Raw genomic sequence first — 23540 nt, forward strand, 5'->3', positions numbered from 1 at the left:
AGATCCCCCTTGCATCTGTTGTGACAGCGGGCGGTTCCTGTAATGTCTTCCGTCCGTCTGTATAGTAGAACTATAAGCTTGAAGGGATCACCCAACAATTAGACGATCTGATGATTTTGTATAAATAATGATAGTGCTTTTCACTCGGACGGTTGCTGCCGGACGGGCAGGAGAACAGACACCTTGGTGCCACCCTGCTCATTTGACCGGATGACGAGGCGGCCTTCCTGCCCGTACAAATACTCGATTCGTTCCCGGATATTCCATAATCCAATCTGCTTCATAGCCCCTGAAGGAAGGCGTGCGGGCGGCAGGGTTCCATTCATAATAGACCGGGCCTTCTCCTGGCTCATGCCGCAGCCGTCATCTCTGACCGAGACCAGCAGCCTTCCGCTGCGCTTGCGGATAATGATCTCTATATGGCCTACAGTCTCTTTCTCTGAGAATCCATGAAAAATAGCATTTTCCACCAGCGGCTGGATCAGGCTTTTCGGAATATAGTCGCCCTTCGCTTCCTCTTCTACGCTCCAGATTACCTCAAACCGGTCTGCATACCGGTACTTCTGAATCGTTACGAAGTGATTGATAATGTTCATCTCCTGCTCCACCGTGATATACAGACTGGTATCACCGATATTGACAGCATCATGCAGAATGCCAATGAAGGATTCAACCATTTCTTCAATAGCCGGGTAATTCTTTTTGCGGGCCAGATACACAACCGTATTTAGAGTATTGTAGATAAAATGGGGATTGATCTGGGCGAATAACAGCTCTGCCGTCATTTTACGTTTCCAGCGCTCCTGTTCCACCCTTTCGCTCATCTGCTGCTCAATATCACCAAGCATCGTCTCAAACCCATTCTTCAGCACAGACAGCTCATCATTGCTGCGGAACGAGAGCTGAACATTATAGTTGCCCATAGACACCTGCTTCATCGCTTTGGTCATCTGCAGGATCGGCCGGATTATATTTGAGATGATGGGAAGGAACAACAGGAAGCAGAGCACCAGACACAAGGCGAGGAAGATCGCCCAGTAACGGACAATATAACCCACCCATTCATAGAACCGTTCATTGGAGGTAAACGTGGAGACGGACCAGTCCGATTTCTCAAAAGCGCTGGCCAAATAATAACCCTTCTCATGCTTAACAACTTGAATGTCCGGGCTGTCTGCGCTCAGCGTGGGGGCAGGCAGCTCTGTAGCGGTGCCTTGCTGATAGAGCAATGATTGACCCGGGCCGATCCAGGCTACCTGGTCGAAGGACTGGCCCAAGTATTGGAACAGACTCTCAAAAGCTGCGTAATCAATATTCAAAAGCAGCACTCCGCCATACTGGGGATCAAAACGGATAAAGAAGCTGACAATTTTTTTACTCTCGGGGTCCTGGATCAGATGGGGGGCTGTGAACCCGCTTTTGGCATTGTTCTTCAAGGCATCCTGATACCAGTCCTCTTGCAGCAGCCGTTCAAAATACGGATCAATATACAGCGAGGACCAGAAAATCTTCCCATCAGAGCGGACGATGGCCGAGCTCTCAAGGTAGTCACGCAGCACATTAAATTTGGTCAGCTGAGTGACCACATCGCGGTATGCACTAAGCTCGTCATACGTAGAGGAATACTTCAATCGTGTAGCGAACTGCTGAAGCAGCTCATCGTTGACCATATTGGCGGCATATTTCTGCACATCGTCAATCAGATGGTTCATCTGATTCGTGGTCTGCTCCAGATGGATGGTATCCTCACGCAGGGCCTGCGCTTCGAGAATCGAAGAGAACTGCTCATACGCCAGGGCACTGATGGCCGTTACCGACAGCGTAACGATCAGAATCACGCTGCCAAGAATTTTATTTTTAATTTTTCGCATAGCTATTCCCTGCCCCTCTGTTGCAGGAAATCCTTGGGCTGTATACCCGTGGCTTTTTTGAAGACCTGGCTGAAGTATTGGCTGGTTTTGTACCCTACCTTCTCCGATACCTCGTAGATCTTGTACTCACCGGTCTGCAGGAACTGCTTCGCCAGCCCGATCCGATATTCCGTCGTATAGTCGAGCAGCGACTGGCCGGTCTCCCGCTTGAAGGTTGTCCGCAGATGGATGCTGCTGATCTGCAGATGGCCTGCGACCGTCTCCAGGGACAGATCGGGATCGGCGTAATTTCCGGCAACATACTCCATCGCTTTGTTCACCCAGCGGGAATACCGCTTCGGACTCTGCGGCTGCTGCAAGCAGTCTTCGAGAATCCGGTACAAGCTGTTAACTACTTGCCGCGCGTCTGTGCCCAGCTCTTGGTCTATGGCGAAGCTTCCGTCCTTGCGGCATGCGCCTCTGATCTCACCCATGACGGCGCGCAAATCTCCCAAGTAGGCCTGGGTGGCGATGTGGTCCAGACCGGTCTTCAGCCGTTCCAGCAGGCCGCGTTCCGGGGATAGCAGGTATGCTCTGACCTCTTGGGCAATACCGGTAGCTTCTCCGGCAGAAGCAGCCTGCTCCAGCAGAAATACACCGCCCGGCGGCAGAAATATGGAAAAATCATATGCCTGTCTCATCGCCGCATATCGGCGGTCCGGCAATTCTGCACCATTGCCTGCTGAGAGGATCACTCTGGGAAGGTTGCCATCATAAGCGGTCTCCATACAGGCCAGCAGCTGTGCTGCGGCCTGCCGCAAATTGTAGTGCTGGAGCAGCAGACTGCTGGAAGAGGTTAACTTCAGCAGCACGATGTATCCGCCTTCATCCATCTCCAGAACTTGAAGCTCCTCCAAGTCCGTTGTCTGACGGCGGATCTCTTCTTCGATATTCTTCCATACCAGGGCAGTGGTACTGCGTGCATTACTCCGGCTGCCGTCCAGCTTCAATGCGGCCTCCAGCTCGAAATACAGCAGTCCAGGCTGACCCTGCTGATAATCTGCCACGAGACGGTGCAGCCGGGATTCCTGATTTCCTGCAGGAGCCTGATACTTGCCTGCTAACATATCCTTAAGCAGGATAAGGAGCGCATGTCCGTGCCCTTCTTCCTCAGCGGCCTCCGCTGCCAGACCTTCCTTCAGCAGCTTCAGCTGTTCCAGCAGGCGGTTACGGCTAATCTCATGCTTCAGCAGATAATGGGCCGCGCGCAGCTCCAGCGCCTGGCGGGCATAGTCGAAATCCCGGTAAGCAGTCAGAAAAATCAGCCGGGTTCTCGGGGCAAGATGGACGACATGCCGTCCCAGCTCCAGCCCGTCCATAGGGGACATGGAGATGTCGGTAATCACAATCTGCGGCTGCAGCTCCTCGAATTTCCGCAGTGCCATGCGCCCGCTGGTTGCCTGGGCGACCACCTGGAAGCCGTTCTCTTCCCAAGCAACCGAGTTGTACACATGATCTAGTGCAAGCGGCTCATCATCTACGAGCATGACTGAAATTAATGAATTCACTGTAGAAATCCCCCCGTCCCTGTCCAATCCTGATATATATGCAGGTATAACGGAACATGGAAGGGCTGTCAATGGAAATGAATTCCTAAATGAATTGCCGATTGCCGGAGTCTTCCACACAAAAAACTCACCGGTCGGCATTATCCAAGACTGCCGTCCGGTGAGTCGTTAACATCGTAGCTTTTATGAAAATATGCTTCTGAACACCACCGGATCAGGTCATCCCGCTCTTTTTCATGAATCTTGATTAGCTGGTTCAGAACAAAAACCCGCTGCACTATATCCTCCGCAAAACGCAGCTGATTCGTGTAGTAATCGATTTCCCTTTGATAGGCCGAGTACTCTCCGTTGTTATGGGCAGAGTAAGCTTTTAACAATTGAAGGTGAAGATCATAGATCTCAGAGTAATTCATTACCGTAGACTACCTCCCAATAAGGCGTTTACTAGTATTGTCTCCAAGATTGATAGGATTATACGATAGAACTCCACTCTTCATTTAGAATTGCATACTGGTACGCATCATGCCATACAGGCTGCCCGTCATCTGTTCTTCTGAAAAAGGCTTTTTTCTTGAAATGCCCTTCACGGCGCATATTCAATCGCTCCAGCAATCTCCAGGAAGACGCGTTCTCAGGATTACACATAGCCACCACCCGATGAATCCCTAATGCTTCAAACCCATATTCTAAAATTCTTTGACAAGCCTCAGTGGCATAGCCTTTTCCATAAAAATTAGGGTTGAAGATGTAACCTATCATCCATGTTTTAAATTCAGCAGGCTCTTGTTGCCCAAAATAAACATGACCGATCATTTTATTGGTCTCCTTCAAGCTAACTGCCCAGAAACAATCTCCTTCCGCACGTTCCCTGGCCATATTCTTGCATTCCTCTTCACCGCTTACACCGCCAGGCTCGTATTTCAGCACCTGCTCCAATGACAAATACTCGTGTAAATCGCTCCAGTCGTTTTCTGAAAATCCACGAACAATTAGCCTTTCCGTTTCCAGTAACATAGGATCTCCCTTTCATTCATCTTCGTTTCTCCATTCTAAAGGTTTCAGGTAATTGTCACCAGCTAGAGAGTGATCAAGTTAGAATTCTTTGTAAATCACGTATTTCTTTCCATGAGATTAAATTAATATAGCGTCTAATTCATTTATAACTTCTTCGTCATCAGCATTTTCTCTATGTATGAAATATCATTATGGAAGTCCCTCCTAGAATATTTTTTCGGCTCAATAAAATTTGATTTCCTCATAATCAATCATATTGATGAGTTTCTCAATGGACCGCAGACGATCCACATCCAATCTTTGCATAAATTCAATATAGTGTGACCTCCAATCACCATCGCTTCCGCTGCTGTCTGCTACAATCGTTTCAAAATCCAGGAAGTCGCTCCGAAGGTCCTCATAAAAAACGATCTTGGCCAAGATCGCTAGTTCCGTATCTCCAAACAGAAAGAATACCGCCTCATATTCGTCCCCGTAAAGACTATCAGATTCAAAAACATCCAAATAATCATGAAGCGAATACAGACTCGATTTGATTAAAAGGGCCTTATCTTCCTTCTTGTCCCTCTTCATGATTTCAGCCAGCAATTTCCGCAGTTCAATATCGCTCAAATGGTCATCCGGATTCAAAGAAAATTCAAGTGGCTTGAGTCTCTCTTCCTGCCGAGTTAAAATGAGGGCATGAAGGCTGCGGGAATGTGCTGTATTGACGATACGTTGTACCAGCGTATCTCTGCATCGATCCATGTACTCTGTTAATGAAGGGTCGATGATATACAGTTCATTCTTAAGACGGACCATCGCTTCGCGGACAAGCAAATCAATTTGACTCGGAGTAGCCTGAGTCAATTCCCGCTCCAACCGCTCGAATTGACACTCCGAAATCTTAACCTGGCTTGCCTCACCGCCCGATATAACAGAGAAGACTGCATTATGTAACATTAGTTCATAGATGTTGAATAATTCGATACGATAATCAAACCGGCTTACTCTCCCGAAATTCACAAGCATATGGAGAAGGTCTTCGTGGCTGAAGAAGCGGCAAAAGTTAGTTTCCATCTGAAGACGCTCTAAATATTGTCTAATGTAAAAGACACCCTGAAGCCGCATATCGTCGATCGCGAGAGGATAATCAATGCTAGCCATTGTGTTATGTGCGTCAAAGATGATTCCGTATTTCTTCATAAATACGGGCAAAGACTCATCTATAGTCATGTTGTAGGCATCTACCGGGACATCAAGCTTGTTCTTTTTGACTTCATTGTAGAGTTGTTTTGTCTCTTCAAAGCATTTGCTTACAATCTTCACACCGTTTTCGTAGATGCTTTGAGTATCAACCTTTTTAAGACAAGTCATCGCCTCCTCAGGCGTTTCCATACTCTTAAGAAAAGCGTCGACTGCATAGATCATAGAGATAAGGAGGCTTTCCGCTGTTTCTGTGGCAACCGATGAACTTTCTCCTTGTGTGTAGCGTTTGATCAGATTTTGCAGGACCAGCATCAGCCTATTTTGAATACCGTATGTTTCCTGACTGTTCAGCAGCCCAGTGCGAAGTCCTTCATTCATAAGCGAAACCGTGTACTGGTTTTGTTTAAGATTTTTTCTTTTGATATCCCCCCTGGTAACCAGTGATTGAAAATCATTGTAGTCCTCTGTCCCCACTAGTTATCATCTCCCTCAAGCATAGCTTCGTTCTGCTGTATTTCTCTCCTGAATACTTCAGCATACTCTTCAAGCCTGCTCTTCAGTAAATCCACAGAACCTCCACAGTCGTTGTCATAGAGCTCTCTCATCATTTCAATCAGCCTGTAATCTCCGATCTTGTCCTCGGTTTCGTTTTTGAGATAGTAAAAAATTTCATGCAGCTCATTCAATGTAGAGGCATAGTCATCCTCATGAACATAGGGAGACGCGGAAAACATTTCAATTAAATCCTTAGTCACTTCAATACTCAGTTCCACTCGTCCATAGCTGATCAGCACCTGATTCCTGGCAAGAATCATTTGTTTCACTTCTTCAGGAGACAACATCAGCCCATATTCTTTCGTCTTCTCGTTCAGCTCAAGGATCTGGACCATAGCCTGTTCCTGCATGGAAATATTTAAGGAGTTGAATATACGCGACAAAAACATAAGAATTCCTCCCTCATTTAATTTGTGCTATTCTCCAAGGAAATAAGCTGTTAATCCCTCTAACTCCTCTCACAAAAAAATCAAAACAGGAAAAAAATATCTTGACTTTCGTTTTTAAATATGATATATTAAAAAATAATGTGCATTTTATATTATAAATCTTTTTGGTTTTTTGTCAAACAAAATTTGGTTTTTTTGCATTCATTTTAATATTTGCGATCAAAAAGCAGCCTTACATACGTAAGAACCGCTTTTTTTTAAGGAGATATGAGCTTTAACTAATACCTTTTATCTTCTTCAGCAATATCCGCAACTGCCTGCTTAACCTCCCACCTCTTCAAACGAGCGTCTAATTTTCTCAAAGTTCTTCCGGTAGGACGGAACCGTACAAACTTCATCCGCTTGTTGTTCTCCTTGGCTCTCGTCCATTGTAGAGGGAATCGGCACCCAACATAACAGGATTCACTTCATTAACATCATGTTTTAACACACAAATTTCGCTATGCGCAAGCATCCTAGCTCCAAGAGTGGTTTGGCCCCTCCCCTGGTTGGACTTGCACCAACTAGATAATGCGTGCCTCTGGGCACGCCTAAAACAAAAAAAGCAGAAAAACCTTGAATCATCAAGGTTTTTCTGCTTTTAACATATTATGCGGTAGAGAGGACTCGAACCTCCACGGGTATACACCCACTACCCCCTCAAGATAGCGTGTCTGCCATTCCACCACTACCGCATATTGGTGACTCGTATGGGATTCGAACCCATGTTACCTCCGTGAAAGGGAGGTGTCTTAACCCCTTGACCAACGAGCCGTATTAACATTATGTGTTTATCACAACAAAAATGAGTATATCAAACCTTGTCCGATTTGACAAGCATTATTTCTAACAAAAAAGTAGGGAGAACCGCAGGCGATTAGCCCTTGATTCTCCCCCATACTGCCCTGCCTTCCCGCAGGGCAATTTAGCTAATTCCGACGATTATTGCTCCCCGCCAGCAGCAAGCACGCGGATTCCATCCGCATATTCATACCCCAGACTCTTCGCCACCGCAGCATTGGTCACCTGTCCAGCTACCACATTCAGGCCGCGCGCAAGCGCCGCACTCTGGACTGCCGCCGCATGAATGCCCAGATTGGCTATCAGCAGCGCGTAGGGAATCGTGACGTTGGTCAGCGCCAGTGTCGAGGTCCGGGCGACCGCTCCAGGCATGTTGGCTACAGCATAGTGGACCACGCCGTGCTTCACATAGGTCGGGTTCTCATGGGTGGTGATCCGGTCAATGGTCTCAATCGAGCCGCCCTGATCAATCGCAACGTCCACAATGACAGAGCCTTCCTCCATCTGCTTCACCATGTCCTCTGTAACCAGCTTCGGGGCGCGGGCACCGGGAATCAGTACCGCCCCGATCAGAAGATCCGCCCGGCGCACAGCCTGCTCCAGATGATAGGAATCCGACATCACGGTCACCAGCCGTCCGCCAAAAATATCATCCAGCGCGCGCAGACGGCCCGCATTCAGATCCAGCACCGTGACGCGCGCCCCCATGCCCAGCGCGATCTTGGCCGCATTGGTGCCAACGATGCCGCCGCCGACAATGACGACCTCTCCCGGCTGTACGCCAGGCACACCGCCCAGCAGAACGCCTTTGCCGCCATGCGGCTTCTCCAGCAGTCCGGCACCGATCTGGACCGCCATGCGTCCGGCGACCTCACTCATCGGAATCAGCAGCGGCAGCGAGCCGTCTTCAAGCTGAATCGTCTCATAGCCCACAGCGGTCACACCGCTATCTACCAGTGCTTTGGTCAGCTCTGCTTCAGGTGCCAAGTGCAGATAGGTGAAGAGGATCAGCCCTTTGCGGAAATAACCGTACTCCTCCGGCAGCGGCTCCTTCACTTTGATAATCATCTCTGCCCTGCTCCAGACCTCAGCAGCCGTATCGAGTATCACTGCACCTTTATCAGAGTACTCCTTGTCACCCATGCCGCTGCCCGCTCCGGCAGAAGCTTGAATATACACTTCATGACCTGCCTTACGGAGCGCTTCCACCCCGGCCGGGGTGATGGCGACGCGGTTCTCGTTATTCTTGATTTCTGCGGGTACGCCAATAATCATGCCGATTCCCCCTCAAAGTTGTTCTATTATAGTCAACATTGTATCCCTGTAAGATGCGAAAAGAAAGGCTCCCATTCGGGGCCTTCCTCTTCATGGTTAAGGTTAGGCAAGAGGCTCCCTGGCCTCCTGCGGACCGGCTCCCCCGTTCCTTCACCTTAGTATATGCAATTTCGCAGCTTAAGGATTAACCTTGGTTTCAAAGGTTTGCTTCCCGTCCACGAATTTCAGCACAACTGCTGCTTTGACCGGGTCATGCTTGTCGTTCAGGGTGATTTTGCCTGTAGCGAGCTGCAGATCCTTAGTCGCTGCCAGCGCTTCTGTAATCTTGGCCGGATCAGCTTCACCCGCACGGGTAATCGCATCAGCCACCAGCTTCAGGGCATCATAGCCCAGGGCCGCCATACCATCGGGAACCGCTCCGCCGTTAGCCGCTTTGTAGGCGTCTACGAAGCTGGTTACTTCAGGAGCTGTATCTTCAGGCGAGTAGTGATTGGACATGAACGTATTCTCCAGCGCTTTGGCACCGGCGATTTCCGCCAGCTGCGGGGAATCCCAGCCATCGCCGCCCAGGAATGGAACGGTGATACCCATTTCACGGGCCTGCTTCACAATTTTACCTACTTCTTCATAATAACCAGGCAGGTAGATGACATCCGGATTCGCTGCTTTGATTCGGGTCAGTACTGCTTTGAAGTCAGAATCCTTCTGCTGGTAAGACTCCTGGCTCAGCACTTCGCCGCCTTTGGCCTTGAAGGTCTCTTCGAAGAACTTCTGCAGACCCTTGGAGTAGTCAGACGAAGTATCGGTATAGATGACAGCGGTCTTAGCCTTCAGGGAATCGAGTGCAAAGTTAGCCATTACCTCCCCCTGGAACGGATCGATGAACGCCGCGCGGAACACGAATTCATTGACATTGCCGCTGCGCTCATCCACAGTAACCTTTGGATTGGTAGCTCCTACCGAGACAAGCGGAATCTTTTTCTCCGTAGCTACCGGAACGATCCCCAGCGTGTTGGTCGAAGTGGAGGCGCCGATAATGGTCACGACCTTGTCATTGGTGATCAGCTTCTGTGCCGCCTGGGTAGCTTCTTCAGACTTCGATGCATTGTCGGCTACTACCAGTTCGAGCTTCTTGCCGAGTACACCGCCTGCGGCATTGATCTGGTCCACCGCCAGCTTCGCGCCCTTGGAGGCCGAGTCGCCGAAAGAAGCCTGGCCGCCGGTAAGCTCCAGGTCAGCCCCGATTTTGATCGTGCCTCCGGCACTGTTCCCGCCGCTTGCAGAGTTACCGCTGTTCTCTGTGTTGTTGCCGCAGCCGGATGCTAATACCGCAGTCAATACTGTCGACAAGATAATGGCCCCAATTTTCTTCATAGTTTCTCCCAGCCTCCTGATTATTTAGTTTATATATGTTGTTTCTGTGATGCTGCTGTAGTATGGATAGCCTGCTAGTGCCCGAGATAAGCCATTTTGATCTCATCGGAATCGGCCATTTCCTTGGCATCCCCTTCAAGCACTACCCGGCCTGTCTCCAGGACATAGGCACGGTCGGCGATTTTGAGCGCCTGGTGGGCATTCTGCTCAACCAGCAGTACAGTGGTTCCGGCATCGTTGACTTCCTTGATAATCCGGAAAATATCCTGGACCAGCAGCGGCGCCAGCCCCATCGACGGTTCATCCAGCAGCAGCAGCTTCGGGTGGCCCATAATAGCCCGCCCCATCGCCAGCATCTGCTGCTCCCCGCCGGATAAGGTTCCGGCCTGCTGCTTCTTGCGCTCAAGCAAACGCGGGAAGGTGTTGTACACCTTCTCGAAGTCAGCAGCCAGGCTGCTTCCATCCTGCAGGTAAGCGCCTAATTCGAGATTCTCCTCGACAGACATATTGGCGAATACGCGCCGTCCTTCGGGACAATGGATCAGCCCTTCTTTGACAATCGCCTGTACACTCTGATTCGCTATGGATTTATTCAGGAATTCGATACTTCCTGTCTTGGGCTTCAGCAGCCCCGAGAGCGTCTTAAGCAGCGTAGACTTGCCGGCACCATTGGCACCGATCAAGGTCACGATCTCTCCCTGCTTCACGGTGATGCTGAGCTCCTTCAAGGCATGAATCGCTCCGTAATAGACATTAATCCCTTGTACTGTAAGCATGGCGCTACGCCTCCTGTCCCAAATACGCTTCGATGACCTTCGGATTGTTGCGGATCTCCGCCGGCGTTCCGTCAGCAATCAGGATTCCGCGGTCCAGCACGTAGATGCGGCTGCAGACCCCCATAACAAGTGACATATCATGCTCGATCAACAGAATGGTCAGGTCGAACTCCTCCCGGATCCAAGCGATCAGATTCATCAGGTCACGCGTCTCATTCGGGTTCATCCCGGCGGCCGGCTCATCGAGCAGCAGCAGCTTGGGTCCGGCCGCAAGCGCCCGGGCAATCTCCAGACGCCGCTGATTCCCATAGCTCAGGTTGCTCGCCACCTCCTCACTCTGGTCAGCCAGATTGAAGATTTTGAGAATATCCATCGCCTTCCGGGTAATCTCCTCTTCGCCCTGGAAATGCTTCGGCAGACGTAGCATCGAAGAGAACAACGAGTGCTTCGCATGCTGATGGAAGGCAATCTTGACGTTCTCCAGCACGGTCATAGCCGTAAACAGGCGGATGTTCTGGAACGTACGCGCAGCACCTTTATGATTGATCTTGTAGGGCTTCATCCCGCCGATAGACTCATTGTTCAAAAGAATGCTGCCCGACGATGGCGGGTACACTCCGGTCAACAGGTTGAACAGTGTGGTTTTACCGGCACCGTTGGGTCCGATCAGGCCGATCAGCTCGCCTTTATCAATATGAAGGGATACCTCACTGACCGCCTTCAGTCCGCCGAAGGCCCGGCTGGCCGCTTTCACATCAAGGAGTACCGCTGCTCTCGATTGCGTCATTTGCCTTCGCCTCCTTTTTGCCGAACTTGCCAAATGAGAATTTGCTTACGCCAAGCAGGCCGCTCGGACGGAAAATCATCATCAGAATGAGCACAATCGAGTAGATAATCATGCGCCATTCCGGGAATTCACGTAAGTAGGTGTACAGCAGGGTAACGAACACCGCACCCACGATAGAACCCGCCGTGCTGCCCAGCCCCCCGAGAACTACCATGACGATGATTTCAAAAGACTTCAGGAAGTTGAAGCTGCCCGGCGTAATAACATAGAACGTATGGGCCGACAGGCCGCCCGCCATACCGGCAAACAGTGCACCGATGGTGAAGGCGATGATTTTGTAGCGTGTCGTATTGATCCCCATCGCCTCAGCGGCAATCTCATTCTCGCGAATCGCAATACAGGCCCGGCCGTGAGTGGATCTAATGAAGTTATTAATCAGTACGACTGAGATCAGAGTGAAGAAGAAGAGCATGGTCCAGGTCGTCTTGGCCGGAATACCGCTAAGCCCTGAAGCTCCGCCGACATATTCCGTATTCAGCATAATAATGCGGATAATCTCACCGAAGCCCAGCGTCGCAATAGCCAGATAGTCCCCGTTAAGCCGGAGCGTAGGCATCCCGATCAATACACCGAATACCGCTGCCAGGAGGCCGCCCGCAAGAATCGCAGGAATGAACGGCACATTGTAGTCAAGGGTAAGGATCGCCGAGGTGTACGCACCCACCGACATGAACCCGGCATGACCAATGGAGAACTGCCCGGTAATCCCGGTAATCAGGTTCAGCGACACGGCCAGCATGATATTAACCCCGATGAGGAGCAGCATAGACTGATTTACATCACTAAGTATTCCTGTTGTTAGAAGAACTTTTACGATTCCATAGAACGCAAGGGCAATAAGAATGCCCAGCCAGAATTTTTTATTTATCTTTGTCACGGCAGCTTCCCCCTACACTTTCTCCCGGACATTCTTGCCGAACAGCCCGGATGGTTTGAAGATAAGGATTAGAATCAGTACCGCAAAGGCTACACCGTCACGCCAGGAGGAGAACCCGAGCGAAGAAATCTCTGTCTCAACCGTTCCCAGCAGTAATCCGCCGACAAGCGCACCCGGTATACTGCCAATTCCTCCAAGCACTGCCGCGACAAAAGCCTTAAGCCCGGGCATTACGCCCATGAGAGGATCAACCGAATTGTACGTCATGCCGAAAATCACGCCCGCCGCAGCGGCCAGCGCCGAACCGATGGCGAAGGTGGCTGAAATGGTGCGGTCTACGTTGATGCCCATCAGCCGCGCCGCTTCAACATCGAAGGATACGGCCCGCATGGCTTTGCCCGTTCGGGTGTACCTGACGATATATTGCAGCACCAGCATAAGAATTATCGTTGTTAGCAGAATCATAATCTGATTGGATTCGACCTGGATGGAGGAACCAAACAGGTGATACTGCTTCTTATCCATAATATCCGGGAAGCCCTTGGCCTGCGGCCCAAGGATCAGCACCCCCGTATATTCAAGCAGGAAGGATACACCAATGGCTGTGATCAGCGCCGCGATCCGTGTGGACTTACGAAGCGGCTTATACGCCAGACGTTCAATGCTGATACCTAGCAGCGCACTGATCGTCATCGAGATCATCAGCGACAAGAGCAGTACAACGATAGGCGGCAATCCCGCATTCGCCAGGTATTTGGCACTGTACAGACCGATGAACGACCCTACCATAAACACATCGCCATGCGCAAAATTAATCAGCTTGATGATACCGTACACCATGGTGTAACCAAGGGCGATCAGAGCGTAAATGCTGCCTACGGATATTCCGTTTATTAGTTGCTGAATGAAGTACTCCATCGCCATCCCCTTCTCCCCATATTCATCTTGTATACCCCTTTCTCTGTGCTGCTTCTCTTTTCTTGGATTATGATGTCATTTATATTAACACAAGGTCAAGGGATCGTCACTAATTTTTGTGGAAATTAATACAAAATTCAATTATTGGTGTTATATTACATAACATGATATATGTAGGATTCGGTAGGTTATTGTAGGTTTACGAAAAATGCGCAGAAAACAGGAGAAAAACAGAGGATTTTTAAGCAGGAACGTTTTAGAAGTTGTTTCCTTTTCTTATACAATACTTTTTTTCTGCGGAATTAATATAACATTTGTCTCTTTACAGCATCATTCCTTCAATTAATTAAAGAGGTAACGGATTGAACCGGTAAATAAGCCGGCCCTCGATCATCGGAGGTCCGGCTTATTGTCAGATATAGTCTTGCAAGGGTCGTGTAGCGTTAATCCAAATAGACCGCCTTCCCCGTCTGGGCCGATTCATAGATTGCCTCCAGAATCCGGGAGACCACGTAAGCCTGTTCAGGAGTCACGACCGGATCTTTATCCTGTTCGATCGCTTCGATCCACTTTCTTAATTCGATATCCGTAGCTTTCTCTTCTTTGCCTTCATAGAAGGCTACTCCCCCGGCACCAAGCTCAATTTCATTCGTGTATAGCTTGCTATGCTTCTCCCCGTTAATCCGGAGACCGTCCTTCATGTCCGCCCCCGCCTCGGTTCCGCTTAAGCTGCACTTGGCTTCATCCACATCCAGCGTATTCAACGCCCAGCTAGCTTCCAGCGTAATCGTTGCGCCGTTCTCCATCACAATCATCCCGAACGCCGAGTCTTCGACGGTGAATTTTTTCGGGTCCCAGGGTCCCCAGGCGTTGGCCGCGTCTTCTTTTTGGGAGAGCTCGTGGTATTTGGTCCCCAGCACAACCTTCGGTTTGTAGTTGTCCATCATCCAGAGCGTCAGATCCAGCGCATGGGTTCCAATATCGATAAGCGGGCCGCCTCCCTGCTTCTCCTCATCCAGGAATACACCCCAGGTAGGGACCGCTCTGCGCCGGATGGCATGTGCTTTCGCATAATAGATATGGCCGAGCTCGCCAGCTTCACAGACTTTTTTCAGATACAAGCTGTCTTGCCGGAACCGGTTGTCGTACCCAATGGTCAGCTTCTTCCCTGTACGTTTCGCTGCTTCAGCCATACGTTTGGCGTCTGCTGCTGTTTTGGCCATTGGCTTCTCACACATCACATGCTTGCCCGCTTCCAAAGCCGCAATAGATATTTCCGCATGCGCATCATTAGGAGTAAGAACATGAACAATATCAATGGAAGCATCCTTCAATAACTCCTGATAGTCCGCATAGACAGCAGCTTCTGCACTGCCGTATTGTTCAGCAGCAGCCTCAGCCCGTTCCTTGATAATATCGCAAAAAGCTACCACTTCAACCTTATCCTGTCTGCTTAAGGCAGGCAGATGCTTCCCGTTCGCAATACCTCCACAGCCGATAACTCCAACACGATACACTTTGCTCATAGCCATCTCATCCTCACTGTTCAAGTATTTTTCGGGCCTTGCGGTAGGCAGCCGGGGTCATGCCCAGCCGCTTGCGGAATACCGAATGCAGATAGGTCGCATTGGTGAACCCCTCGGACTCCGCGATATGTTCGATCGACAGACTGCTAGCTTCAAGCTTGCTGCACACCGCCTGCAACCGGATGTCTTCAAGAATCCGGCTGAAGGTGTGATCCGGATCAACCTGCTTAAATATCCGCTGTAGCTGCCTCGGACTGATATTCAGCTTCTCGGCAACATTCTCCAGCGTCACGGCTGCTGAATAATTCGCTTCCATGTATTGAACGGCATATTGATAGCGGTAGGTCACCATATCCCGTACGGGTGCCGCAGCTCCCATCCCGCCTGCATCATATGCTCTGGTTACCTTCAGCAGGATACTGATCACGAGATGCTTGATAGAGGTGTAATATCCCGCAAGCTTGCCGTTACAGGCCTCATAGGCTTCCAGAAAACACTTCATCGCCCTGTGATAATCCTGCGCTGGGATCAGCGGCAGCCTCTTCAGCTTCTCCACGCATTCCTCTGCTTCCGCAACCTCCCATGGGTCTGCATCGTCCCTCTTCTTCTCCGCAATATGGATATGCAGACATAACTCCTCCATCGACTCTTCCGCATCTGCTTCCTGACGATGCATAACGCCCGGTCCGGTCAAATAGAGCATTCCCTCCGATAAAGGATACTGCTGATCCCCAAGAATGACCGTTCCCTTGCCCCGCGGGATGAAATGAAATTCAAATTCAGCATGGTTATGGAAATCAATGACCTTCCCCGGCGGAAAAGAGGTCAAATGAAACCGGAGAACAGAAATTTCATAATGTCCCCACAGGATGGAAATATCCAGTCTTTCCAGCAGATCCATCTTCTCAAACATAATCTCGAAGGGAAAAGGGCTCATGTTAACCTCCTGCTTGAGCTACGCTCTGTACCCGGATAACTGATTAAGATTTCAGTTCGGCTAACCGGACCACCCGTCCTGCCTTCGCCGAGAGATTCGCCGCCTCCATTAACCGGGTAAGCTCCGTTGCCGCTTGAATATTGTCAGAAGCAAGCGTGTTGTTCTGGATGTGGCCAACCCATTGCTCAAAAGCGCTGTCCCGGTTGGCCCGCACAGGCGTATCGTTCCAGGCAGCCCCTTGATCTGCTGCTTTATTACTTCTAACTAGCAGCTTCGCTTCAGGCGTACCATAAAGCAGAGTTCCTTCCGTTCCATGCACTTCTATGGTAAAAGGGGAATAGCTGTTCACGAAGCCAGCTTCCACCACACCGATTGCTCCCGAATCCGTATAGAGCGTCGCAACTGCGTTGTCTTCCACTTCCTTGCCCGTCACATATCCGAAGCTCGCGCTGACCCCGGTCACCTCTTGACCCAGAAACAGCCTGGTCAGGTACATGGGATGACATCCCAGATCAATCAAAGCCCCGCCCTGGCATTGCTCCAGGCTATAGAAATGCTCGGGAAGCCAGTTGGCCGTTGCGCCGTTATGGGATAAACGGACTCTGACATAAGTGATCTCCCCAAGCAGTCCCTGGCTTAGAATGTCTGTAACCGATAACGTGTAACCGTCATTTAGCCGCGGCAGCGACACGGTCAGCTTCACTCCATGATCCGCGACCTCGGAGAGGATTTCATTCACCTCACTCAGCGTTGCAGCTACAACCTTTTCGGTGAAGATGTGCTTGCCTGCTCTGGCTGCCGCAATCATGACCTCCCGATGCATCTGGGTTGGCGCATCAACAATCACGGCATCTATATCCTTCCGGCCAAGCATGTCCTCCAAAGAATCATAAAACGGGACATTCAAGCTCTCTGCCGCCTTCCTGCCCCGCTCCGCATCCTCATCCCATACCGCAGCAATTTCCGTATCGCTATGCTCCTGAGCCTGCTTCGTATAATCCCAGGCATGTACATGCCAATAGCTGATCTTGCCAATCCTAATGCTCACCCGCCTGCACCTCCATATACATTATTCTGACATCACCTATAAAGTATCATATAATAAGCAGGATTTTTAGTAGATAAATGCGACATCGACTATATGGAATTACGACATCAGACAGAGAAATCGTATCATCCAGAAATTCAGGCACTCCCGCTGGGTGGACGCAAAAAAGGAGCTCATATATGAGCTCCTTTTATAACGGAGAGAGAGGGATTCGAACCCTCGCACCGCTTACGCAGTCTAACCCCTTAGCAGAGGGTCCCCTTATAGCCACTTGGGTATCTCTCCAAGTAATGGCTCCCCGAACAGGACTCGAACCTGTGACAACTCGATTAACAGTCGAGTGCTCTACCAACTGAGCTATCAGGGAACATTAACATGAACAAGGATTAATTTATCATGATTCTACAGGTTAGTCAAGCGCGTAGCGAGAGATTATGAGATCGTTTACAAACTCTACCTATCTGTAGGGTATCCCTATAGGTGTCGCTTATGTCAGACCCACTCTCCGTCAAGCGGAACAGCCACACGGCTAAGTAAGCCTTCCTGTTCAAGGCGTTGCTTCAATAGCTCCCTCGTTACATGGCAGTGATTAATCGTATCCATATGCACAGCAATTACCGAAGCAGCCGGAGCGCAATGGCATACCTCCACCACATCCTGTTCATTCATGGTAATGAGGCCTCCGCTCAGTAAGCTGGCACCTCCGGCATTGACTATAATGACCTCCGGTGTCTGCCCCGCTATCACCTGCTGAACCTCTTCGCACCAGATGGTATCTCCCGCCAGGTACAGCACAGGTTCGCCCTCCGCCCGGAAGACGAAGCCGGAGACCTTACCCATTAATTCTCCTATCTCCCCTGTCCCGTGATGCCCGCCTGTACGTGTCAGGGTCACACCGCCGACGGACATAGAGCCGGTATCCATAATTTCTGTAACACGCTCAAAGCCCTGGGCAGCAATTCGCTCCCCATCACCTTCCTGGCAATACACCGGCAACTCCTTGGACAACTGCTCTACTGCTGCAGCATCCCAGTGATCCTGATGCAGATGCGTCACCAGCACAGCATCCGGCTCCAGCCACTGCTGAACCGGACCGGGCAGGGATACCAGGGGATTTCGGCGTTCATCGCCCGAATTCATAATTGGCGGATTCACACCCTGCGCACTCAGCATGGGATCGATCAGAAACGTCGCACCGCCGTATTCCAGCCATAGAGTGGCGTGGCGGATCAGCTTTATTTTCATCATATGCACCTCTTCCCGGTTCTCTTCCTTAAGATCAAATTCTGATACAATAAGTATAGATCAGCGCAAGAACAGAAGACATTGTGCCGCGAAAGAGATTCTTACGTTCTGCTTTCAGCCCGAAAGGAATTCATGAATATGTCCCCTAATCTCATCGACAACACCGATTACCGCATCCTTCAGCTCCTGATCGAAGATTCCACCTTAAGCCATAAGGATATCGGGGCGATGGTCCATCTGACCGGCCAGGCGGTAGGCGCACGTGTCCGCAGAATGCGGGAGCTTGGCATCATTGAAGGCTACACCATCCGTTATAACCCGCTGCGGATGGGTCAGAACATTCATGCCTTTATCACGGTTTTTCTCAGCAGCAACAAGGATCATCCGCCTTTTCAGGCTTTTGCGAAGACCCATGAGAGTGTCACTGAGCTGTACCGCATCAGCGGGGAAGGCTGTTACTTAATGCGGGTACGCACTGTGGATCAGGACGCGCTGACTGCTTTCTTGGACGAACTGCTGAAGTACGGCAATTACCGGGTCAACCTGGACATGGGCCAGATCAAATAGCATTAAGCATAAGAAATGCCAAGGAGGCCGACATGAATAACAAGATAGAACCACCCAGAATCCCAGATCCCGGGCTACTTACGCCGCAGGACATTCACACCCTTGCTTCAAAAGATGAATTCAGCCGCTGCCTATTTGAAGGGGCGCTCATTGAATATCAGGAGGCTACCCGGGTAGCCTTCGATAAAACCATTTTCAAAAACGTCACCATCACCGAATCCTCGCTGCAACGCATTGAGCTTACCGATGTGATCTTCGATCATTGCGACCTGTCCAATGTGGATTTCAGCGACGCCTTCATACACCGGACCGAATTCAGGGATTGCCGCATGATCGGTACAGACTTCACCAGAGCACGATTTCAAAATGTATCCATCACCGGATGTATCGGGGAATTCGCGGTCTTCCGTTTCGTCAACTTCAAAGGGGCTTCCTTCGAGCGCAGCTCGCTGGTCAGCGCGGATTATTACCAGTCCACCCTGAAAGACCTGTATTTCTCGGAATGTAATCTGGAGCAGGCCACGCTGGCCGGATGCAAGCTGAAGGGAGTTGACCTGAGCGACTGCGAGTTCACCGGCCTTCTGGTCGATCTCCAGGATCTGGAGGGCTGCATCATCTCTGCGGAGCAGGCGGCTTCTTTTGCCGGACTACTAGGTCTGGTTATCAAAAATTAAGTAGCCGGACCCGCGCCCGGTTCTAACGCAATCAGCTTCAGCTTGCCGGAGCATTTACCGCAGCGGTACCGCCCGGGATCGGCCCGGCGCTTACGCAGATATTCAGTGGCACAGGTGATGCATACCAGCTTATACCGGTAAGGCTGCGGCTTACGGGCCTTGGCGCCCGGCAGGGTCTGACAATACCGGCTGCCGCCTACGCGGGCCAGCAGTGTTTTGAAATCAGCATCCCGGTGCATATATCCCCGCTTCGCCAGATGCAGGTGGTAGTGGCAGAGCTCGTGCTTGATGATTCGCTCCGTCTCCTCCCGTCCGTACATCGCCAGCTGCTGGGGGTTAATCTCTATATTATGGCTCTTGGTAAAATATCGTCCGCCGGTTGTCGTAAGTCTGCTGTTAAAGCTCGCCGTATGCCGGAAAGGCACGCCAAAGCTCTTCAGTGACACCTGCTCAATCCATTGCTGCAGCTCTTCGTTGCTCATACTGGTCATAGCGTTCCTTCACGGTCCTCTCCACCTGAAATTAGATCACTACTTGAATTGTAACTTGCCCATACGCTACACTGTCAAGAAGGAAGACAAGTCCGGAGGGAGAATGAAAGATGCCTAGAATGCGTTACGTAATTATGCAGCAGGATCAGGATTTGCTATTCGTGGAGATGCCGGAGGAATATGCTTACCAGCTAAGCGCCCTCAATCTTCGCCTGAACAAAGAAATCGACAAGCTGACAGCCGAGAATGTACCCGGACTGCCGCGGGCGGTGGCCGAATGCGAGGCGCTGGAGCTGCTGCGCGAAGAGCATCACTTGGAGTCGGGGCTGGCGTATATTAACCGGCTGGAGCAGGCTTTTGCCTCCATTAAGGAGGAGCATTACCCGCTGATCTCACTATTGACCGAAATCCGGGCGCTCCAGGCCCAGCTGGAACAATGGTATGAAGAGGAAGAAGAACGGGTGTAGTAACGCTGGTTCCGGGCGGCCATGTGAAATTCGGCTTGGCTACCTGAAACTAACCGTGCACCTTTGGGCGTATTCCCCCATATGCTATCTATACACAGGAAGCATGCAGAGGAGGGGTACCCTTGCCACAATGGCTTCGCCAACAGCTCATGAAGGCCTATTTCAAGAAGGACTGCCGTCAGATTAGACTGCTGAATGAATGCTGGTTCTTTTACCGGAATACCGCCGATTCCCACGAGATGATCCAGAAGAACGTATAGGTTATGTCAAAAAAAAGCCGCGATCCCCTAAGGGGCATCGTGGCTTTTTGGCGTGAATCCGGCTAAGTCTGCACGGGGCTGCCGGATTATTTGAACATCGGGAATACGTATTTCACCAGGAAAAACAGAACTCCAAGGTGATAATAATGCTTAATCGAAACGGCGTGTGCCCGGCCAGGAGCCCTGCAGCTTGCGGACCAGTACAATCTGTCCCGTATGATAAGCATCATGCAGAATCAGGCTCATTACCTCTTCCCCCGGCGCATGTCCGGAGCCACCCCATTCATATGCGCCTTCCTCCAGAGCTACAATAATCTCGCGCAGCGAGGCATGAATGGACTTCAGCTTGTCTACCGCCTGCTTCCAGTCCTCTTCCCCGCTTCCTGTTACAGTGAATGTAGCATCATTGCTCTCCAGATCAGGCAATTTCTCCAGTCCCTTAAGCTTACGCAGCAGACGCTCCTTATAATAAGTCAGATGATTCACATTCTCCCAGATTGAATTACCCGCAGCGCCCTCCGGCTTCCAGAGAGCCTGCTCACTGGTCACACCCTCCAGCGCAGCGCTAAGCGGCGGTGCCCAATCCTCAATATCCATCGCATAATCCCAGTTCTCGATCAGCACATCGCTAATTTTGTTTTCCACCTGTATCCCTCCTGTAATTTGTGGGTGCACATGCTTCGGTAACGACTAAACAACCCGAATAACAGTTACATGAGCAATGTAACATATTTGCAGGAGCGGATCAAGTAACTAGCAAAACTTATGTTGAACTGTTACAATCAAGGGAAGGAAGAAACGAAAGGACCGATGAACGTGCTGTGGGTAGATTTCATGAACAGCTATTGGCGGAATTGGCGGACTAGTGACCGGAGCACGGACCAGGACCGGCTGGAAGACCCCAAGTGGCTGGGGGAATGGCTGGAGGAGCATAAGCTGCCGGCGGCCGGGCCTATGTTGCCGGAGGAGCTGGAGCAACTCAAAGGACTGCGCGGATTGTTGTGGGACGAGCTGCAGCGGCTGGTCGCGGGAGAATCTCCGTCTACAGCGCTGCTTGCGCAGCTCAATGTATACATGGGCAACGGGCCGGTTGTTCGCCGTGTGGTCTGGACGCCCGCAGGTGACGCAGAGATCTCCCTCCAGCCGCAGGGTGCGGATTGGGGGCAGGTGATGGCGGAGATTGCCGCCTCTTTTGCGGCTGCACTGCTGGAGAAGGAACCTTCTCGCTTCCGCATTTGCGGGAATCCTGACTGTCTCTGGGTCTATTACGACGATACCCGCAACCGCTCGAAGCGGTACTGCGACGACAAGCTGTGCGGGAATCTGATGAAGGTGCGGCGGTTCCGGGCACGCAAAAAAGCAGCGGAGGGTGAAGCTTCAAAGGATTAATCTACACAGCGTTCCGCTGGGTCATCGGGGTCAGCGTAGTATTTTTGCCGGAGTGCTTGGCCGTATAGAGGAGATTATCGACTTCTTCGAAGAGCGTTTCTTTGGTGGTGCCTTCGTCATAGCTCTTGAGGCCAATGCTGACAGTAACCGCCCGTTGCTCCATCTCCTCATGGGACGTATGCGACAGCTCCTGGCGGACTTGTTCAATCAGCGCGTAGGCTTCCTCGAAGCTTTTCTCAAACAGCAACACCGCAAACTCCTCGCCGCCGTAGCGGGCAGCAATGTCTGCCGCAGAGAGATGCTCCTTGATGACCTGCGCGACCCGGGCCAGCACCAGATCCCCCGTACGGTGTCCATATTTATCGTTAATTTGCTTGAAATTATCGATATCCACCAGCGCAAGATGGAACGGGGCGCCCTGGCTGCCGTATTCCAGCGCTTTTTCATAGAATTCGTGAAAAGAAATATGGTTATACAGCCCCGTCAGTGCATCGGTGGTCGACAGCTTGCGGATCACCGCGTTCTCGATCATCAGATCCTGCTTCGCCGTCAGAGTAGCCTCCAGATCGCTTGCCAGCTCACGCCCGTTAATGATGATAATCCCCGCGACCAGTGTGCCGACCAGCAGGAAGAGCGGGATCGCAATCAGATCGAAATCCGTCAGATAATACTTGAACCAGTAATCCCAGCGATACAGAATGAAGAAGGCCGCCGCCTGCAGGCCGGAGGTGAACAAGGTGAGATCCAGCCGAAAAAAGATCGCCGACGCCATAATCGGCAGCAGCATCAACGCCCCGATAATCCGGATGTCCATATTCAGATGAATAATCATCATCGCGATAATCGTCCCCGCCACAAACAGCAGCACGAAGGAATACTTCGGTGCCGCAACATCCACCAGCTGCGTCAACCCGACCACCGCACTCATCAGCAGCGTCGGATACAGCAGCACCTCATAATAGAATTCATGCGCCCCCATGGGATACGGCAAGCAGATGAAAGACCCAAGCTGGGCCAGAAAATGCAGAACAATCACCAGCCAGTACGTATACAGAAACCGCTTGACCCACTTCGCCTGCCGGTGCGCAGAAGTCTCCGAAGGGCCCATGTAATCTCTCAATCTCCACGCTCTCACCTGTTGCCCCCCGATTAAATTCACACTAGGATGTACACATTTCTCCTATTTTAACATGCCAGGGTCCGGGTCGGATACTCACTTGTGGGATATGTACGGGGGTGGGAAATTGGGTTGGGGGAAGGGTGAAGTATCGGGGGCGAAAGGACGTAGGGTTGGGAGTTTGGGGGCAGGTTGTTGGTATGAGGGCGATTATTCTTTGTGTAATTTCAATCCATGCTCGTACATAAGGAGAGGCCAGACCATGCCTGTGATAGTGCCGATTTTCCCCACTTTTAATACATATTCCTACATGAGGAGCGACACATAATTGGACCATCATCTTCAAGC

The 23540-nt window shown here is 50.9% G+C and carries 24 protein-coding genes and 4 tRNA genes; 5 read left to right on the forward strand and 23 right to left on the reverse strand.

Going from position 1 to position 23540, the window contains the following annotated elements:
- Positions 1-140: 140 nt before the first annotated feature.
- The 20 genes from MHH78_RS30250 to MHH78_RS30345 form a co-directional block, all read right to left on the reverse strand.
- Complete coding sequence (locus tag MHH78_RS30250; RefSeq protein WP_341169849.1) at positions 141-1871, reverse strand: cache domain-containing sensor histidine kinase; 1731 nt, start codon at positions 1869-1871, stop codon at positions 141-143.
- 2 nt (positions 1872-1873) lie between these two features.
- Positions 1874-3418, reverse strand: a complete 1545-nt coding sequence (locus MHH78_RS30255; RefSeq protein WP_341169850.1) for a response regulator — start codon at positions 3416-3418, stop codon at positions 1874-1876.
- Between the two features lie 140 nt (positions 3419-3558).
- Positions 3559-3831 carry a hypothetical protein gene (locus MHH78_RS30260; protein ID WP_341169851.1) on the reverse strand — a complete coding sequence of 91 codons (273 nt, stop codon included), beginning with the start codon at positions 3829-3831 and terminating at the stop codon, positions 3559-3561.
- A gap of 58 nt (positions 3832-3889) precedes the next feature.
- The gene (locus tag MHH78_RS30265) at positions 3890-4432 is read right to left on the reverse strand and encodes a GNAT family N-acetyltransferase (protein WP_341169852.1); all 543 of its coding nucleotides are present in this window, start codon (positions 4430-4432) and stop codon (positions 3890-3892) included.
- A 222-nt stretch (positions 4433-4654) separates the two neighbouring features.
- Positions 4655-6094 carry a DUF6179 domain-containing protein gene (locus tag MHH78_RS30270; protein WP_341169853.1) on the reverse strand — a complete coding sequence of 480 codons (1440 nt, stop codon included), beginning with the start codon at positions 6092-6094 and terminating at the stop codon, positions 4655-4657.
- Positions 6094-6510, reverse strand: coding sequence for a DUF6323 family protein (locus tag MHH78_RS30275; protein WP_341169854.1), 417 nt, complete (start codon positions 6508-6510; stop codon positions 6094-6096). The genes MHH78_RS30270 and MHH78_RS30275 overlap by 1 nt, the downstream gene beginning before the upstream one ends.
- 705 nt (positions 6511-7215) lie before the next feature.
- A tRNA-Leu gene (locus MHH78_RS30280) sits at positions 7216-7298 on the reverse strand.
- A 4-nt stretch (positions 7299-7302) separates the two neighbouring features.
- Positions 7303-7377: transfer RNA gene (locus MHH78_RS30285), tRNA-Glu, on the reverse strand.
- A 168-nt stretch (positions 7378-7545) separates the two neighbouring features.
- A complete protein-coding gene (ald, locus tag MHH78_RS30290) occupies positions 7546-8679 on the reverse strand; it encodes an alanine dehydrogenase (protein WP_341169855.1) in 1134 nt (377 codons plus the stop codon).
- Between the two features lie 177 nt (positions 8680-8856).
- Entirely contained in the window at positions 8857-10053 is a 1197-nt protein-coding gene (locus MHH78_RS30295; RefSeq protein ID WP_076086759.1) for an ABC transporter substrate-binding protein, read from the reverse strand.
- A gap of 74 nt (positions 10054-10127) precedes the next feature.
- Positions 10128-10829 (reverse strand): ABC transporter ATP-binding protein, encoded by a 702-nt coding sequence (locus MHH78_RS30300; protein ID WP_036723349.1) that lies wholly within the window; start codon positions 10827-10829, stop codon positions 10128-10130.
- Positions 10830-10833: 4 nt separating this feature from the next.
- Positions 10834-11616 (reverse strand): ABC transporter ATP-binding protein, encoded by a 783-nt coding sequence (locus MHH78_RS30305; RefSeq protein ID WP_076086757.1) that lies wholly within the window; start codon positions 11614-11616, stop codon positions 10834-10836.
- Entirely contained in the window at positions 11585-12553 is a 969-nt protein-coding gene (locus MHH78_RS30310) for a branched-chain amino acid ABC transporter permease (RefSeq protein ID WP_076086737.1), read from the reverse strand. Before MHH78_RS30310 ends, MHH78_RS30305 begins: the two co-directional genes overlap by 32 nt.
- Before the next feature lie 12 nt (positions 12554-12565).
- The gene (locus tag MHH78_RS30315) at positions 12566-13471 is read right to left on the reverse strand and encodes a branched-chain amino acid ABC transporter permease (protein WP_036723345.1); all 906 of its coding nucleotides are present in this window, start codon (positions 13469-13471) and stop codon (positions 12566-12568) included.
- Positions 13472-13914: 443 nt separating this feature from the next.
- Positions 13915-14997: a Gfo/Idh/MocA family protein gene (locus MHH78_RS30320; protein ID WP_341169856.1), complete on the reverse strand. Its 1083-nt coding sequence runs from the start codon at positions 14995-14997 to the stop codon at positions 13915-13917.
- Positions 14998-15010: 13 nt separating this feature from the next.
- Positions 15011-15934 carry an AraC family transcriptional regulator gene (locus MHH78_RS30325; protein WP_341169857.1) on the reverse strand — a complete coding sequence of 308 codons (924 nt, stop codon included), beginning with the start codon at positions 15932-15934 and terminating at the stop codon, positions 15011-15013.
- Positions 15935-15977: 43 nt separating this feature from the next.
- Complete coding sequence (locus MHH78_RS30330) at positions 15978-16982, reverse strand: Gfo/Idh/MocA family protein (protein ID WP_341169858.1); 1005 nt, start codon at positions 16980-16982, stop codon at positions 15978-15980.
- 196 nt (positions 16983-17178) lie between these two features.
- Positions 17179-17267 (reverse strand) — tRNA-Ser (locus tag MHH78_RS30335).
- A gap of 6 nt (positions 17268-17273) precedes the next feature.
- Positions 17274-17349, reverse strand: a tRNA-Asn gene (locus MHH78_RS30340).
- A 125-nt stretch (positions 17350-17474) separates the two neighbouring features.
- Positions 17475-18227 carry an MBL fold metallo-hydrolase gene (locus MHH78_RS30345; protein ID WP_341170411.1) on the reverse strand — a complete coding sequence of 251 codons (753 nt, stop codon included), beginning with the start codon at positions 18225-18227 and terminating at the stop codon, positions 17475-17477.
- 132 nt (positions 18228-18359) lie between these two features.
- Here MHH78_RS30345 and MHH78_RS30350 point away from each other — a divergent pair, with 132 nt between their 5' ends.
- Entirely contained in the window at positions 18360-18794 is a 435-nt protein-coding gene (locus MHH78_RS30350) for an Lrp/AsnC family transcriptional regulator (protein ID WP_445668072.1), read from the forward strand.
- A 32-nt stretch (positions 18795-18826) separates the two neighbouring features.
- Positions 18827-19468, forward strand: a complete 642-nt coding sequence (locus MHH78_RS30355; protein WP_341169860.1) for a pentapeptide repeat-containing protein — start codon at positions 18827-18829, stop codon at positions 19466-19468.
- Here MHH78_RS30355 and MHH78_RS30360 read toward each other — a convergent pair.
- Positions 19465-19950, reverse strand: coding sequence for a SprT family protein (locus tag MHH78_RS30360; RefSeq protein WP_341170412.1), 486 nt, complete (start codon positions 19948-19950; stop codon positions 19465-19467). The genes MHH78_RS30355 and MHH78_RS30360 overlap by 4 nt on opposite strands.
- A 119-nt stretch (positions 19951-20069) precedes the next feature.
- On the opposite strand from MHH78_RS30360, the gene MHH78_RS30365 reads away from it, so the two are divergent.
- The gene (locus tag MHH78_RS30365; protein WP_341169861.1) at positions 20070-20426 is read left to right on the forward strand and encodes a hydrolase/acyltransferase; all 357 of its coding nucleotides are present in this window, start codon (positions 20070-20072) and stop codon (positions 20424-20426) included.
- Between the two features lie 122 nt (positions 20427-20548).
- On the forward strand, positions 20549-20686 hold the full coding sequence (gene cmpA, locus MHH78_RS30370; RefSeq protein WP_143803736.1) for a cortex morphogenetic protein CmpA: 138 nt from the start codon (positions 20549-20551) through the stop codon (positions 20684-20686).
- A gap of 150 nt (positions 20687-20836) precedes the next feature.
- Here the strand turns inward: cmpA and MHH78_RS30375 are convergent, their stop codons facing one another.
- On the reverse strand, positions 20837-21331 hold the full coding sequence (locus tag MHH78_RS30375; RefSeq protein ID WP_036723331.1) for a DinB family protein: 495 nt from the start codon (positions 21329-21331) through the stop codon (positions 20837-20839).
- Positions 21332-21496: 165 nt separating this feature from the next.
- Between MHH78_RS30375 and MHH78_RS30380 the strand changes: the two genes are divergently transcribed.
- Positions 21497-22075, forward strand: a complete 579-nt coding sequence (locus MHH78_RS30380) for a CGNR zinc finger domain-containing protein (protein WP_341169862.1) — start codon at positions 21497-21499, stop codon at positions 22073-22075.
- A gap of 1 nt (position 22076) precedes the next feature.
- Here the strand turns inward: MHH78_RS30380 and MHH78_RS30385 are convergent, their stop codons facing one another.
- On the reverse strand, positions 22077-23195 hold the full coding sequence (locus MHH78_RS30385) for a GGDEF domain-containing protein (protein ID WP_341169863.1): 1119 nt from the start codon (positions 23193-23195) through the stop codon (positions 22077-22079).
- Between the last annotated feature and the right edge of the window lie 345 nt (positions 23196-23540).

This window comes from Paenibacillus sp. FSL H3-0333 (genome assembly GCF_038002805.1).
In the GTDB taxonomy this organism is placed as follows: domain Bacteria; phylum Bacillota; class Bacilli; order Paenibacillales; family Paenibacillaceae; genus Paenibacillus_AQ; species Paenibacillus_AQ silagei.